The sequence below is a fragment of the Nonomuraea sp. NPDC001831 genome, from assembly GCF_042892035.1.
Classification (GTDB): Bacteria; Actinomycetota; Actinomycetes; order Streptosporangiales; family Streptosporangiaceae; genus Nonomuraea.
The window spans coordinates 132,105-145,841 of the sequence record NZ_JBIATU010000017.1; the positions used below are offsets into that span (position 1 = coordinate 132,105).

The 13,737-nt window shown below is 71.6% G+C and carries 14 protein-coding genes; 11 read left to right on the top strand and 3 right to left on the bottom strand.

The window, feature by feature from the left end:
* Nucleotides 1-6 precede the first annotated feature (6 nt).
* The 3 genes from ACFYYW_RS39430 to ACFYYW_RS39440 are packed head-to-tail and all read left to right on the top strand — an operon-like array spanning nucleotide 7 to nucleotide 2,977.
* Complete coding sequence (locus tag ACFYYW_RS39430; RefSeq protein WP_387657186.1) at nucleotides 7-1,323, top strand: ABC transporter substrate-binding protein; 1,317 nt, start codon at nucleotides 7-9, stop codon at nucleotides 1,321-1,323.
* Complete coding sequence (locus ACFYYW_RS39435) at nucleotides 1,320-2,171, top strand: sugar ABC transporter permease (RefSeq protein WP_352324784.1); 852 nt, start codon at nucleotides 1,320-1,322, stop codon at nucleotides 2,169-2,171. Before ACFYYW_RS39430 ends, ACFYYW_RS39435 begins: the two co-directional genes overlap by 4 nt.
* Nucleotides 2,168-2,977 (top strand): carbohydrate ABC transporter permease, encoded by an 810-nt coding sequence (locus tag ACFYYW_RS39440; protein WP_352324785.1) that lies wholly within the window; start codon nucleotides 2,168-2,170, stop codon nucleotides 2,975-2,977. Before ACFYYW_RS39435 ends, ACFYYW_RS39440 begins: the two co-directional genes overlap by 4 nt.
* Before the next feature lie 126 nt (nucleotides 2,978-3,103).
* On the opposite strand, the gene ACFYYW_RS39445 is transcribed toward ACFYYW_RS39440, so the two are convergent.
* Both ACFYYW_RS39445 and ACFYYW_RS39450 read right to left on the bottom strand, forming a co-directional pair.
* The gene (locus ACFYYW_RS39445; RefSeq protein ID WP_387657191.1) at nucleotides 3,104-4,273 is read right to left on the bottom strand and encodes a zinc-dependent alcohol dehydrogenase; all 1,170 of its coding nucleotides are present in this window, start codon (nucleotides 4,271-4,273) and stop codon (nucleotides 3,104-3,106) included.
* Nucleotides 4,270-5,163, bottom strand: a complete 894-nt coding sequence (locus ACFYYW_RS39450) for an SRPBCC family protein (protein ID WP_387657195.1) — start codon at nucleotides 5,161-5,163, stop codon at nucleotides 4,270-4,272. The genes ACFYYW_RS39445 and ACFYYW_RS39450 overlap by 4 nt, the downstream gene beginning before the upstream one ends.
* 278 nt (nucleotides 5,164-5,441) lie before the next feature.
* Here ACFYYW_RS39450 and ACFYYW_RS39455 point away from each other — a divergent pair, with 278 nt between their 5' ends.
* The 8 genes from ACFYYW_RS39455 to ACFYYW_RS39490 all read left to right on the top strand — a co-directional run bounded on the left by ACFYYW_RS39455 (nucleotide 5,442) and on the right by ACFYYW_RS39490 (nucleotide 12,320).
* Complete coding sequence (locus ACFYYW_RS39455) at nucleotides 5,442-6,836, top strand: cytochrome bc complex cytochrome b subunit (protein WP_387657197.1); 1,395 nt, start codon at nucleotides 5,442-5,444, stop codon at nucleotides 6,834-6,836.
* Between the two features lie 71 nt (nucleotides 6,837-6,907).
* A complete protein-coding gene (locus tag ACFYYW_RS39460) occupies nucleotides 6,908-7,576 on the top strand; it encodes a HEAT repeat domain-containing protein (protein WP_387657355.1) in 669 nt (222 codons plus the stop codon).
* Between the two features lie 6 nt (nucleotides 7,577-7,582).
* Nucleotides 7,583-8,578 carry a HEAT repeat domain-containing protein gene (locus ACFYYW_RS39465; RefSeq protein ID WP_387657200.1) on the top strand — a complete coding sequence of 332 codons (996 nt, stop codon included), beginning with the start codon at nucleotides 7,583-7,585 and terminating at the stop codon, nucleotides 8,576-8,578.
* 45 nt (nucleotides 8,579-8,623) lie between these two features.
* Nucleotides 8,624-8,857, top strand: coding sequence for a hypothetical protein (locus tag ACFYYW_RS39470; RefSeq protein ID WP_387657203.1), 234 nt, complete (start codon nucleotides 8,624-8,626; stop codon nucleotides 8,855-8,857).
* Nucleotides 8,854-9,336 carry a Clp protease N-terminal domain-containing protein gene (locus ACFYYW_RS39475; RefSeq protein ID WP_387657205.1) on the top strand — a complete coding sequence of 161 codons (483 nt, stop codon included), beginning with the start codon at nucleotides 8,854-8,856 and terminating at the stop codon, nucleotides 9,334-9,336. Before ACFYYW_RS39470 ends, ACFYYW_RS39475 begins: the two co-directional genes overlap by 4 nt.
* Before the next feature lie 121 nt (nucleotides 9,337-9,457).
* Nucleotides 9,458-10,351: an ABC transporter ATP-binding protein gene (locus tag ACFYYW_RS39480; RefSeq protein ID WP_387657208.1), complete on the top strand. Its 894-nt coding sequence runs from the start codon at nucleotides 9,458-9,460 to the stop codon at nucleotides 10,349-10,351.
* Nucleotides 10,348-11,181 carry an ABC transporter permease gene (locus ACFYYW_RS39485; protein ID WP_387657211.1) on the top strand — a complete coding sequence of 278 codons (834 nt, stop codon included), beginning with the start codon at nucleotides 10,348-10,350 and terminating at the stop codon, nucleotides 11,179-11,181. Before ACFYYW_RS39480 ends, ACFYYW_RS39485 begins: the two co-directional genes overlap by 4 nt.
* Before the next feature lie 5 nt (nucleotides 11,182-11,186).
* On the top strand, nucleotides 11,187-12,320 hold the full coding sequence (locus tag ACFYYW_RS39490) for a DUF418 domain-containing protein (protein ID WP_387657213.1): 1,134 nt from the start codon (nucleotides 11,187-11,189) through the stop codon (nucleotides 12,318-12,320).
* Here the strand turns inward: ACFYYW_RS39490 and ACFYYW_RS39495 are convergent.
* Nucleotides 12,317-13,696: a hypothetical protein gene (locus ACFYYW_RS39495; protein ID WP_387657215.1), complete on the bottom strand. Its 1,380-nt coding sequence runs from the start codon at nucleotides 13,694-13,696 to the stop codon at nucleotides 12,317-12,319. The two genes, ACFYYW_RS39490 and ACFYYW_RS39495, sit on opposite strands and share 4 nt — an antisense overlap.
* Between the last annotated feature and the right edge of the window lie 41 nt (nucleotides 13,697-13,737).

A 13,737-nucleotide genomic window follows, 5' to 3' on the forward strand; every position in this document is an offset into this window, starting at 1 on the left:
GTCACCGTGAAGATCCACACAATCGCCGCCGGGCTGCTGGCCACCGGACTTCTCGCCGCCGGATGCGCCACCGGCGGAACCGGCACGGCCAAGGGGCCCGCCCCCTCGATCGCCGCGTCCACCTCCGCGGAGTTGTCCGGCGAGGTCAAGGTGTGGTCGTTCGACGTGGGTGCGACCGCCCTGAAGCGTCTGGCGCCCGAGTTCACCAAGCTGCACCCCAAGGTGAAGGTCGACGTGACGGACGTCGGCTACGACAACATCTACGAGAAGGTCACGGTCGGCATGCAGTCGGGCACCGGCCTGCCCGACGTCGTGCACCTTGAGGACGAGCGGGTCCCCGGCTACGCCAAGAACTTCCCCAACGGGCTGGCCGACCTCGGCCCGGTCGCCGGCAAGCTGAAGGCCGACTTCGACCCGGCCAAGTGGCAGACGGCCTCCGGCGAGGGCGGCAAGCTGTTCGCGCTGCCGTGGGACTCCGCGCCCGTCGGCCTGTTCTACCGGCGCGACTACTTCGAGCAGGCCGGGATCAAGGCCGAGGACATCCAGACCTGGGACGACCTGATCAAGGCCGGCGAGACGCTGAAGGCCAAGACCGGCAAGAAGCTCATGGTCTCCGACCTGGGCAACAGCGAGCCGCTGTTCACCACCTTGTTGCAGCAGCAGAAGCAGGGCAGGTTCGTGGACGGCAAGGTCGCGGTCAACACGCCGGCCGCCGTCAAGGCGCTGACCCTGATCAAGACGATGAACGACAAGGGCCTGCTCCAGAACGAGAAGGGCTGGGACGGCCGGGTCACCGCCACCAAGGAGGGCAAGGCGGCCGTCGCGCCCACCGCCGTCTGGTGGACGGGCACGCTGGTGTCGGAGATGCCGGAGCTCAAGGGCAAGTTCGGCGTGATCCCGCTGCCCGCGTTCGAGCCGGGCGGGGTGCGCACCTCGGCCAACGGCGGGTCCATGCTGGCGGTCACCGGCCAGACGAAGAACCAGCAGGCGGCGTGGGCCTTCGTCGAGTTCGTCACGGCGAACAAGGACAGCCAGCTGTCGATGATGAAGCAGGAGTCGCTCTTCCCGGCCTACCTGCCCGCGCTGGCCGACCCGTACTTCTCCGAGCCGGTCGACTACTTCGACGGGCAGCCGGTCAACAAGATCTTCGCCGACCAGGTGCGCGCCATCCCGGCCGTGGAGTCCACCGACGACGACGCCGAGGCCAGTGAGCTGCTGAAGAAGCTGCTGCAGCGTGCGGTGGTGGGCGGCAAGGACCCCAAGGCCGTGCTGGACGAGGCGGCCGCGCAGATCGCGTCCGCCACGAAGCGGGAGATCGGATGATCGTTCGGCGCCGTCTGGTCCCCTGGATCTTCGCGGGGCCCGCCGCCGCGCTGCTGGCGCTCTTCTTCGCCTACCCCCTCGGGGCCAGCCTCTGGCAGAGCCTCCAGCGGACCGAGGACGGCGTGGCCGAATGGGCCGGCCTGGAGAACTACCAGCGTCTCCTGCACGACGACAGGTTCCTGCAGTCCCTGGTCAACGTCGGGCTGATCCTGGTCGTGCAGGTCCCGATCATGATCGCGCTGGCGCTGGCGCTGGCGTACGTGCTCAACCAGTCGTGGCTGCGCTTCCGCGCCACGCTGCGGATCGCGTACTTCCTGCCCGCCGTGACGACGCTGGTCGCCTACGCGGTGGTCTTCCGGGTGCTGCTGCGCACCGACGGCGGCATGGTCAACCAGTTGCTCGGCGCCGAGATCGCGTGGCTGGACGACCCGGCCTGGGCTCGGGTGGCGCTGATCGCGTCCATCACCTGGCGGTGGACGGGCTACAACATGATCATCCTGCTGGCGGGCCTGCAGGCGATCGGCAAGGAGCAGTACGAGGCCGCCTCCATCGACGGGGCCGGGCCGCTGCGGTCCTTCGTCAGTGTGATCGTGCCGCAGCTCAAGCCGGTGATCCTGTTCTGCTCGATCACCTCCACGATCGGCACGCTGCAACTGTTCGACGAGAACAAGCTGCTCACCGACGGCGGCCCCGACGACGCGACCACCTCGCCGATCCTGCTGCTCTACCAGGTCGGCTTCAAGCAGTTCGACTTCGGCTACGCCGCGGCGATGGCCTGGGTGGTGGTGCTGCTCATCGGGGTGCTCTCCTACGCCCAGTTCAAGTGGTTCGGGAAGGAGAAGTCATGAAACGCCTGCTGCTCTGGCTGTTCATGGCGGCCGGCGCGGTGGTCAGCGTCGCGCCGTTCTACTGGATGTTCGTCGCCTCCACGCACGACACGTCCGAGCTGTTCCGCAGCCCGCCTCCGTTCCTGCCCGGCGACCACCTGCTGGACAACCTGCGGTCGCTGGAGGAGACCATCGGCTTCTCCCGCGTGGTGCTCAACAGCCTCGGCACGGCCCTCGTCTACACCGCGCTGTCCGTGCTGGTCAGCGCCATGGGCGGGTACGGCCTGGCCAAGTACCGCTTCCGCGGGCGCGGCCTGCTGCTCGCGGTGATCCTGGCGACGATGATGATCCCGTTCCAGGTGCTGCTGGTGCCGCTGTTCCAGATGATGGCCAGCATCGGCTGGGTCGACTCCTACGAGTCGATCGTCATCCCGTTCCTGGCCAACTCGTTCGGCATCTTCCTCATGCGCCAGGCCTTCCTCGACTTCCCCGACCAGCTCATCGAGAGCGGACGCCTGGACGGGGCCGGAGACCTGCGGATCTTCTACCGGATCGTGCTGCCCGTGGTCCGGCCGCAGCTCGGCGCGCTGGTCATCTTCACGTTCATGAGCCAGTGGAACTCCTTCATCTGGCCCCTGCTCATGCTCACCAGCGAGGAGAAGTACGTGTTGCCGGTCGCGCTCAGCCACCTCACCGGGCTGACCCGCGTCGACTACTCGGGCCTGATGCTGGGCGCGCTGCTGGCCACGCTGCCGCTGATGCTCATCTTCTTCGTCTTCCAGAAGCAGTTCGTCTCCGGGCTGCTCGGCGGAGCGGTGAAGGGGTGAGCCCGAAGGTGAGCCACTGCCGCGACAGCGGCTTACCGTCGCCGGGCGTGCCGCTCCGCCACCCTGGCGGAGCGGCGGGCCGCCGCGGAAGACGAGCAGGACCGGCTCCGGGCCGCGAGAGCCGGCCTACGGAGTGAGGACCACCTTGTTGCACTCGTCCTGCTTGTGCTTGAACAGGTCGAACGCGTGCGGCGCCTCGCTGAGCGGCATCCGGTGCGAGATGACGAAGCTCGGGTCGATCTCGCCCGCGCGGATCCGGTCCAGCAACGGGGCGGTGTACCGCTGCACGTGGCACTGGCCGGTGCGGATGGTCAGCGACCGGTTCATGACGGTGCCCATCGGGAACTTGTCGACGAATCCGCCGTAGACGCCGACGACGGAGACCACGCCGCCGTTGCGGCAGGCCATGATGGCCTCGCGCAGCACGTAGGGGCGCTCGGTCTCCATCCGGGTGGCCTGCTTGGTGCGGTCGTAGGCGTACATGGCCGGGGTCGGGTGGTGGGCCTCCATGCCGACGGCGTCGATGCAGGCGTCCGGGCCGCGTCCGCCGGTCATGTCACGCAGCGCCTCCAGCACGTTCACCTCCTCGTAGTTGAGGATTTCGGCGCCGGTCCGCCGGACCCGCTGCAGCCGGTAGGGGAAGCGGTCGATGACGATGACCCGGTCGGCGCCGAGCAGGAACGCGCTGGCCGCGGCGAACTGCCCGACCGGCCCCGCGCCCCAGATCGCGATCGTCTGGCCCGGCTTGATGTCGCACATCTCCGCGCCCATGAAGCCGGTGGGGAAGATGTCGGACAGGAACAGCACCTTCTCGTCCGGCAGGTCGTCCTCGATCTTGATCGGGCCGACGTCGGCGAACGGGACGCGCACGTACTCGGCCTGCCCGCCGGGGAAGCCGCCCAGCATGTGGGAGTAGCCGAAGATGCCGGCGGGCGCGTGGCCCATCAGCTTCTCGGCCATCCCGGCGTTGGGATTGGAGTTCTCGCACACCGAGTACAAGCCGTCCTGGCAGGCGAAGCAGGCGCCGCAGGCGATCGGGAACGGCACCACGACGCGGTCGCCGACGCGCAGGTTGTGCACGCCCGGGCCGACCTCGACGACCTCGCCCATGAACTCGTGGCCGAGCACGTCGCCCTTCTTGACGGTCGGGATGTAGCCGTCCACGAGGTGCAGGTCGGAGCCGCAGATCGCGGTGGAGGTGACGCGGACGATCGCGTCGCGGGCGTTGAGGAGCTGCGGGTCCGGGACGTCCTGGATCTCCACGTGGTTGCGGCCGGTCCACACGTTGGCCTTCATGCCCGTCCTCCGATCGGCTGTGCGGGACGCTGGTGGAGCTGGCGCAGGGCGCGGTGGCCCTCGGGGCTGCCCTCGGAGCGGACCACCTCGCCGGTCTCCATGACCTGCTTGAAGCGGCGCAGGTCGTCGCGGACCTGCTGCTCGGGGTGCTCGCCGAACATGCGGGCGACGGCGGCGGCGAGCTTGCGGCCGGGCGCGCCGTACTCCAGGGAGGCGTCCACGACGGTGCCGCGCCCGCCGGGGCCGTCGGTGAAGCTGACCAGGCCGGCGGTGGAGACGCCGGTGCCGGGCACGGACCGCCAGGCGATCAGGTCGCCCGCCCGCTCGTCGATGATCTCGGCCTCCCACTCCAGGTCGACGATCGGGCCCTTGGCCTTCCAGCGGGAGCGTCGCTGGTCGATGGTGCGCACCGAGTCCAGGTGGACCATGAAGGAGGGCAGGTTCTCCAAATCGCGCCAGAAGCGGTAGACCTCCTGGCGCGGCTTGTTGATGGTGATGGAGGCGCGCACCTGCAGCGGGCCCTTGGTCCTGGCGGTGCCGCGCCGGGCGCAGGCGGCGTCGAGGGCGGTGATCCCGGCGACCGCGCCGAGCGCGGCCAGCGCGCGGGCACGGCGGGCGCCGGTGCGGTTGGCGGCGGCCCTGCCCAGGACGCCGAGGTCCATCGTGTCGCCGGCGACCCTGGTCCACGCCCACCGGGCGGGGCTCTTGGCGCCCAGCAACAGCGCGGCGTGCAGGAGTTCCCGCCCGCCGACGAGCCTGGCGACGGCCGTGGCCCCCGGGGCGTCGTCGACGCCGCACAGGCGGGTCACGGCCCGTGGTGCCCCCAGTTGCGCCGCGCCCAGCGCGAGGCTGGCCCACCCGAGCGCACGGGCGAATCTGTCGGTCATCATGCGTCCTAACACAGGTTGCGGTGGAATATGCATGCGCCGCAGGCGGCCCCAATCTGCTGACGCCCCCGCGTCATCCACCCCTTGCCCCTGACAAAACCGATGACACCAGCGGATTCAGGCACGAAAGGTGCACACCCCCTCGACCGCCGTCCATCCCCCTGTCCCGGCCCAGCCCGTCGCTCCGGGAACGAGCCGGTATGACGTAACTCACCCTCCTCGACGTCACATCCCGACCGCCGATCTCGTCTTGAAGGCGAAGGCGAAACGAGGAGGATCCGATGCGCTCATCGGTGCGGAAACGTCAGTCGTCGGGGCTCGGTCATTGGTCGTTCATGTTCGCCGAGGTGGCGATCTGGTCCTTCGCCGTCCTGGTGGTGACCGGGCTGTTCCTCATGGTGTTCTTCGACCCGGACATGTCCCCGGTGCTCTACCAGGGCGTGTACACGCCGCTGAGCGGCGTCCCGGTCAGCAGGGCGTTCGACTCGACCATGCGGCTGAGCCTGGAGGTGCGCGGCGGGCTCTTCGTCCGGCAGGTGCACCACTGGTCGGCCCTGGTGTTCGTGGCGGCGGTCGCGATGCAGTTGCTGCGCATGTTCCTGACCGGCGCGTTCCGGCGGCCGCGCGTGCCGCAGTGGCTGATCTGGGTGACGCTGCTGCCGCTCGGGATGGCCGCGGGGGAGACCGGCAACATCCTGCCCGACGACATGCTCTCCGGCGGCAGCCTGTGGCTGATCCAGTCGGTCCTGCTGTCGATTCCCGTCGTCGGGTCGTACGGCGCGCAGCTGCTCTTCGGCGCCGGGTTCCCCGGCGACAGCATCATCCCCACCATGTACTGGACGCACGTGCTGCTGATCCCGGCGGCCATGGTGGCGCTGCTCGCCGCCCGCGAACGGCTGGTGCGGCGGCACGGGCACTCGCGGTTCGCCGCGCCGGTCCCGGCGCGCGCGGGCGTGCGCCCGTTGATGGCGGGCACGACGATCGGGGTCCTGGTCATCCTCGGCCTGGCCTTCCAGATCGCCCCCATCTGGTTGTACGGCCCGGCCGGGCCCGGCCAGATCTCGGCCGGCTCGGTGCCCGACTGGTACATGGGCTTCCTCGACGGCGCTCTGCGCATCATGCCGGGCTGGGAGCTGACGATCGGGGGGTACACGCTCAGCCTGGCGGTCCTGGTGCCCACGCTGGTGGTCCCCGGGGTGTTCTTCACCGCCCTGGCCGGCTACCCGCTGGCCGAGCGCCTCGTCCTGGGGAGGCTCGGCCGGCGGGACGCGCTCGGCCGGCCCAAGAGCAGGAGCCGCCTGGCCGCCGAGGCGACCGGCCCGGCCGTGCTGGACCGGCCGCGCGAGGCGCCCGTGCGGACCGCCGTCGCCGCCGCCGGGGTCGCCTTCTACGGCCTGCTGTGGGCCGCCGCGGCCAACGACCAGCTCGCCCACCAGTTCCACCTCTCGGTGGAGGCCGTGACGATCTTCTTCAGGTACGCCGTCCTCCTCGGCCCGGTCGTCGCCTTCTGGCTGACCCACCGGCTCTGCCTCGGCCTGCGGCTCCAGGACCGGCACGACCTGGAGCACGGGCCGGAGAGCGGCGTGATCGTCCGGAGCGCGCAGGGCGGCTTCCACGAACGCCCGATGCATCTGGAGCCCGAACGGCAGCACGCGGTCACCGCGCCGCGCGACTGACCGCGCCGGCCCGGCCGCTTGACCTTGACACTGTGACAAGGTCTTCACTGGTCGCCGAGGAGGTGGTCCCGATGACCAGGCAGGAACAGGACCCGGACACGACCGGCGCCGTCGCGGGGCTGGCGGCCGGCGACCCGTCCGTACGGCTGCGGGCGGCCCTGGCGGTGGGCACGACGCCCGACCCGCGCCTCGTCGGCGCGCTCGTCGAGCGCTGCGCGGTCGAGCCGGAGTTCCACGTGCGCGACATGCTCACCTGGGCGCTCACCCGCCACCCGGCGGAGCTGACGGTCCCGCGGCTGCTCGGCGAGCTGCGTTCGGAGCGCGCGCAGGCACGCAGCCAGGCGCTGCACACGCTGTCCAAGATCGGCGACCGGCGGGCGTGGCCGGCGATCACCCGGCAGCTGCTGACCGACGCCGACGACGAGGTGGCGCGGAGCGCCTGGCGGACCGCGGTGCTGCTGGCCCCCGAAGAGGAGAAGCCCGGACTGGCCGAAGTATTGTCGACACAGCTCGGGCGCGGCCGACGGGAGACCCAGCTGAGCCTCAGCCGGGCGCTGGTCGCGCTCGGCGAGGTGATCGAGCCGGTGCTGCGGGCCGCGATGGCCGACCCGGATCCCGGCGTGCGCACGCACGCCGGGGCCACGGAACGGCTGCTGCGCGACCCGGAGGCCGGATTCGAGTTCGCGATCGAGGAGGCGAAGCGCGTCGTGGCCCTCGGCGCCGGCGGCCAGGAGGGATGATGGGCTGTGCTGATCGGCGACGTCGCGCGACGGTCCGGGGTGAGCGCCCGCATGCTGCGCCACTACGACGCGCTCGGCCTGGTGAGCCCGACGGGCCGCAGCCACGCCGGCTATCGGGAGTACTCCGGCGAGGACATCCAGCGGATCTTCCACATCGAGAGCCTGCGGTCGCTGGGCCTGTCGCTGCGTGACGTCGGCCGGGCGCTCGATGATCCCGGCTTCACGCCGTCCGGGCTCGTCGAGGACCTCATCCGGCGCACCCGGGAACGCATCGCGGCCGAGACGGAGCTGCTCACGCGGCTGCGCCGGATCGACGCCGCCGACCCCGCCGGCTGGGACGACGTGCTCCAGGTCGTCTCCCTGCTGCAGGCGCTCGGCTCGAAGAACGCCGGCCGCCGTCAGAGCGCGGCCCTGTCCTCGGTCGCCGAGGTCCCGGTGGAGGCGCTGGTCGAGGCGGCGCTGGGCGAGAGCGATCCGCACGTCGCCGGAGCCCTGCGATGGGCTCTGGCGCAGTCGGGCGAGGACGCCGCCGCGCTGCTGGCGCAGGGCCTGCACGCGCCGGCGGCCGAGGTGCGCAAGCGCGCGGTCCAGTCGATCGCCGAGCTGCCGGACGCCGCGGCGACCGCCCTGCTCCGGGACGCCCTGACCAGCCCCGACGCCGTGGTCCGCCGCTACGCGGCCCTGGCGCTCGGGGCCCGCGGCGTGGACGAGGCCATCCCCACGCTCATCGACATGATCGTCGAGGGGGCGAACGACGTCGACGCGGCCGACGCCCTGAGCACACTGGCGGGCCGCCCCGGAGCGGCGGACCCGATCGCCGCCGGGCTCGTGGACCGCCTCGCCCGGCCGGACGCCGAGCCGTCCGCGCGCCGGCGGCTGACGCAGGCGCTCGCCGACATCCCCGGAGCCACCGCGTCACGTGCCCTCGCCGACCTGGCGCAGGACGACGACCGCGCCGTCGCGCTCACCGCCGCCTACATCGTGGGGCTCCGCGAACGATAGCAACCACAGTTGACTACCCCTCTTTAGTCAACTAATGTTGCTTATATGCCGGTAGACGACGTACCCGTGCCCCAGGGGCCCGCCGACGCGCTCGCGGCGGTCGTGGCGCTGCGGCGCCGGGCCGACCAGATGGAGGACGCCGCCGTGGAGCAGGCCGTGCGCGCCGGGTGGGGCTGGCCGCAGGTCGCCGAGGCGCTCGGCGTCACCCGCCAGGCGGTCCACAAGAAGCACGCCAAGCGGCTCATCGCCGCCGGCGCGACGCCGAGGAGACGACGGTGAGCGCGATCGACCACTACATCAACGACATCATCGTGCGGGGAGCGGCCGAGGCGCGGGCGGACGGCTCCGCCGCCACCGAGGCCCACCACCTCCTGCTGGCCATCACCGCGGTCGAGGGCACCGCCGTGCACCGCGTCCTGACGGCCGCGGGGCTCGGGCGGCAGGCGATCAGGGATGCGCTGGACCGGGAGTTCGAGCACAGCCTCGGCGTGGCCGGGGTGTCCCTCACCTCCTACGGCCTGCCGGAACCCGTCCGCCACGCCAAGGATCATCCCAAGCTCGGCGCCTCCGCCCGGCTCGCGCTCGAACGCGGCTTCGCCGCCGCCAAGGGCAAGAAGGACCTGCGTCCCGCGCATCTGCTGCGCGGGGTCCTGGCCGCCGGCGTCGGCACCGTGCCGCGCGCGCTCGCCCTGGCCGGCGTCGACCGGGCCGGCCTGATCGATCGCGTCGAGGAGACGCTCACGCGCGACAGCTGGTAACCGGCCCCCCGTTCCCGCGCTCCGGCCCCGTTCGGGCCGCGACGCGTCATGCCCTCGCGCCGGACTTGCGCCGGCGGGCGCCCAGGCGCGGGGTCATCCGATCACGAAGAGAGGTTTTCTCATGACGAAGAGCGACGGCCTCGTGCTCGACGTCGACGGGCTGCGCATGCGCTACGGCCCGCTCGACGTCCTGCACGACGTCACCTTCCAGGCCCGCCACGGCGAGGTCGTGGCCTTACTGGGGCCCAACGGCGCGGGCAAGACCACCACGATCGAGATCTTGGAGGGCTTCCGCATCCGGTCGCAGGGGCGGGTCTCGGTGCTCGGCGCCGACCCCACCCACGGCGACGAGCGGTGGCGGGCCAGGCTCGGGATCGTGCTGCAGTCCTGGCGCGACCACGGCAAATGGCGGGTACGCGAGTTCCTCGCCCACCTCGGCGGCTACTACGCCCCCTACGCCGTCCCCGGCATCCCGCGGCCCTGGGACCCCGACGAGCTGATCGAGCGGGTCGGCCTGACCGAGCACGCCGGCAAGAAGCTCAGGACGCTGTCGGGTGGCCAGCGGCGCAGGCTCGACGTGGCGATCGGCCTCGTGGGGCGTCCCGAGCTGCTGTTCCTCGACGAGCCGACCACCGGCTTCGACCCGCAGGCCAGGTCCGACTTCCACGACCTCGTCCGCGACCTGGCCGAGGCCCGCGAGACCGCCGTCCTGCTCACCACCCACGACCTGGACGAGGCCGAGAAGCTGGCCGACCGCATCCTCGTGCTGAACGGCGGCCGGATCGTCGCCGACGGCACCGCCGCCGAGCTGGCCCGGCGGATCGCCGGCGAGGACGAGGTGCGCTGGATGCGCGACGGGCGGCGGTACGCCGAGACGACGCCCGACTCGACCGCGTTCACCCGCGAGCTGTTCGCCCGCCACGGCGACGAGATCCAGGAGCTGGAGGTCCACCGGGCCTCGCTGGAGCAGACGTACCTGGCGCTGGTGCGCGAGGCCGAGGAGGCGGCCCGGTGAACGCGACCGTCCTGCGCGCCGGCTGGTCCCGGGGCCTGATCGAGCTGCGGCAGTCGTTCACCAACGGCGCCGAGCTGTTCTCCCACTTCCTGTGGCCCGCCCTGATGGTGGCCACGTTGTTCTTCATCCGGGACCTGTCGGTCGGCGTCCTCCCGCTCGGCGCCCTGGCCTTGCCCGGCATCCTCGGCATGAACGCCGCGACCGGCATGATCGGCATGAGCCAGCAGCTCACCGCCGACCGCGAGGACGGCACGCTGCTGCGCGCCAAGGCCACCCCGCACGGGATGCCCGCCTACCTGATCGGCAAGGTGATTTCGGTGTCCGGCGGCCTGCTGGCCGACCTGGTGATCTTCCTCGTGCCCGCCGCGCTCCTCGTCGAGGGCCTGCGGATCGGCCCGGACTCCTGGCCCGGCCTGGCCTGGGTGCTGCTGCTCGGCCTGGTCGCGACCCTGCCGATCGGCGCGGTGCTGGGTTCGGTGTTCACCACCGCACGCGCCCAGGGGCTGGTCCAGCTGCCGTTCCTGGCGTTGATCGGCATTTCCGGCATCTTCTACCCGATCACCGCACTGCCCGAGTGGCTGCAGGGGATCGCCCAGATCTTCCCCGTCTACTGGATGGGGCTCGGCATGCGGTCGGCCCTGCTGCCGGACTCGGCGGCCGCCGTCGAGATCGGCGAGTCGTGGCGGCAGCTGGAGACCGCCGGAGTGCTGGGCGCCTGGGCGGTGCTCGGCCTGCTCGTGGCGCCGGTCGTGCTGCGGCGGATGGCGCGCGGGGAGTCCGGCTCGTCGGTGGCGGCACGCCGTGAGCGTGCCCTGCGGCGGGTCGGGTGAGCGCCGTGACCGCCACGACGGCGACCGGCCGGTCCCTGGCGCCGGACCTGGCCCGGGGCGTGATGTTGCTGGCGATCGCGGTGGCGCACGCGCCGGTGTTCGCCACCGGCACGGCCTTCGGGGTGCTCGACGGCGTGGCCGCGTTCCTCGATCATCTGCTCGCCCACAACCAGGCCCGGCCGATGTTCGTGTTGATGTTCGGCTACGCGCTGGGCCAGTTCGCCCACCGGCATCAGGCCAGGGGAGGGGACTGGGGCTCGCTCAGGAGGCTCCTGCGGCGCCGGGGCCGATGGTTGGTCGTCATCGGCTTCGTGCACGGACTGCTCGTGCCGCTGGACATCATCGCGGTGTACGGGCTGACGCTGCTGCTGCTCGTCCCGCTCGTGCGCGCGCGGGACTCGGTGTTGTGCTGGACGGCCGCCCTGACCCTCCTCCCGGCGGCGCTCGTGACCTCCGGGCCGACCCTGCTGGCCTTCGCCGGCGCCGTGGACGTCGCGGGGGCCGGGATCATGCCGGCCGACCTCGGCTCCCACCTGCTGTCCGGCCTGCAGCTGTGGCCGTTCAAGACGATCCTGGGCACGATCGACATCGTGCCGGGCATGATGCTGGGCATCTGGGCGGCCCGCCGCCGCATCCTGGACGAGCCCGAGCGCCACCTGATCCTGCTGCGCCGCGTCACCGCGATCTGCCTCGGCGTCGCGCTCGCCTGCCGGCTTCCGGGGGCCCTGCTGCTGTCCGGCGCGTGGACGCCCCCCGCGCCCTGGGTCGCCGTGCTCGCGCACACCCTCACCGGCCAGGCCGGCGGCATCGGCCTGGCCGCCCTCATGGGGCTCATCGCGACACGTTCCCGCATCGGCCCCCTCACCGCCGCGCTCGCCGCCCTCGGCCGGCGCTCCCTGACCTTCTACCTGTTCCAGTCAGCGGTGTTCCTCGTGCTGTTCTACCCGTTCACGCTGGGCCTGTCCGACGACGTGGGCTTCGCCGCCGCCTTCGGCATCGCCCTCGCGGTCGGCGCCGTGTCGATCGTCCTCGCGAACTGGCTGGAGCGCGCAGGCCGCAGGGGCCCGATGGAGGTCCTGCTGCGGCGCCTGACCTACGGCCGCCGCAGCACGACGGCCCGGTCGAAGGCTGTCTCCTAGACCTGCCGGCGGCCGGCGAGGTCGGGGCGCGCCGCCGCGGCGGCCTGGCCGACCCCCTGCCTGATGCGGCTCTCCATCCGCGCGACCGCACCCGTGCCGGCCGCCATGCTGGCCCCGGTGACTTGAGCCTGGCCGGTGACGAAGATGCCGTTGTTCAGGATGGTCGTCTGGCGCTCGCGCAGGTCGCTCACGTCGACGTTGTGCTCCTCCAGGAAGTCGGCGACGGCGTCCATGATGCGCTGCTCGGCGGCCTTGACGTACATCTCCTTGTCGAGCTGCTGGAAGTAGCGGTGGTAGAGGTGGTCGGTGGCGTGCTCGCGGGGGTTGTAGGCCGCGCCGTAGTTGAAGGTGTGGCCGCGGATGGCCTTGATGCTGGCCTTCTGCTGCCGCCTGCGCCTTCTCGGCTCCGAGAGCGCGGCGAGGGTGTTGGGCAGGGCCAGCACCAGCGCCGCGGCGGTGCGCCGCAGCGCCGACAGCGCGATGCGGGCCATCCGCTCCGAGGGCGCGCAGTTGACCAGCCGGTCGACCTCGCGGTAGGCCTCCCGCAGCGGCGGCAGCAGCGAGTAGCCGGCCTCGGTGAACATCATGCCCTTCTCAGCGAGCAGCACGAACCGCAGGAAGATCGAGATCACCACCTCGCCCTCCCAGCCGGTCACGCTCACCGTGAGGTAGGGGCGGGCCCGCGTGCGCGGGTTGTCGCGCAGCTGGTGGATGAACCTCTCGCTCACCGTCGGCACGGGCGGCAGGAGGGCGTCGGGCAGCACGGCGGCCTGGAGCTCGGGGTCGGTCTCGTAGCGCAGGTCGAGGCCGTTGACGAAGAGCTTGTCGCCGACGGTGAGACCGGGCAGGCCGAGGGCGGCGATCTCGGCGGCCACCCGGTCGTAGAGCTCGCCGACCGCGAAGGGCACGACCGTCTCACCGGGCCGGGCCTTGGCGACGTTCATGGTGAACGACCAGTTGTTGATCCGGCTGCCGTAGCCGACGAAAGGGGAGTAGTCGGCGAACACCGTGACGTTCCCGGCGCCGCGGTCGGCGATGTCCACCAGATGGTCGCGCAGCGCGGGCGAGCTGGGCAGCGGCGCCTCGGCCGGGTCGAAGGAGTGGCGGGTCAGCCTGGTCAGGATGACCGACTCATGGGCGTCGTAGAGCTCGGCGAAGACGACGAGCCAGGCCAGGAAGATCGGGAGCAGGACGAGCGGGCTGGACAGCAGGGCCAGCGTGGCCACGGCGAGCACGGCCAGCACGGCGTCACGCACCTGCTGGCGCCGTTGAGCCATCAGGCCGTACTTGAGCATCGTGGCCAGGTCGACGCCGGGGGACTGGGCGACGGCCCGGAAGCGGTCATGAAGAATCGAGCGAATGGTGGAATTACGCACTTTCGCGTCGAGCATCATGGCGATGCAGAGATATCGCGTGA

Coding starts and splice junctions, on each gene's coding strand:
- ACFYYW_RS39435 (WP_352324784.1), top strand. CDS start 1,320: ATGATCGTTCGGCGCCGTCTGGTCCCCTGGATCTTCGCGGGGCCCGCC.
- ACFYYW_RS39440 (WP_352324785.1), top strand. CDS start 2,168: ATGAAACGCCTGCTGCTCTGGCTGTTCATGGCGGCCGGCGCGGTGGTC.
- ACFYYW_RS39445 (WP_387657191.1), bottom strand. CDS start 4,273: ATGAAGGCCAACGTGTGGACCGGCCGCAACCACGTGGAGATCCAGGAC.
- ACFYYW_RS39450 (WP_387657195.1), bottom strand. CDS start 5,163: ATGATGACCGACAGATTCGCCCGTGCGCTCGGGTGGGCCAGCCTCGCG.
- ACFYYW_RS39455 (WP_387657197.1), top strand. CDS start 5,442: ATGCGCTCATCGGTGCGGAAACGTCAGTCGTCGGGGCTCGGTCATTGG.
- ACFYYW_RS39460 (WP_387657355.1), top strand. CDS start 6,908: ATGACCAGGCAGGAACAGGACCCGGACACGACCGGCGCCGTCGCGGGG.
- ACFYYW_RS39470 (WP_387657203.1), top strand. CDS start 8,624: ATGCCGGTAGACGACGTACCCGTGCCCCAGGGGCCCGCCGACGCGCTC.
- ACFYYW_RS39480 (WP_387657208.1), top strand. CDS start 9,458: ATGACGAAGAGCGACGGCCTCGTGCTCGACGTCGACGGGCTGCGCATG.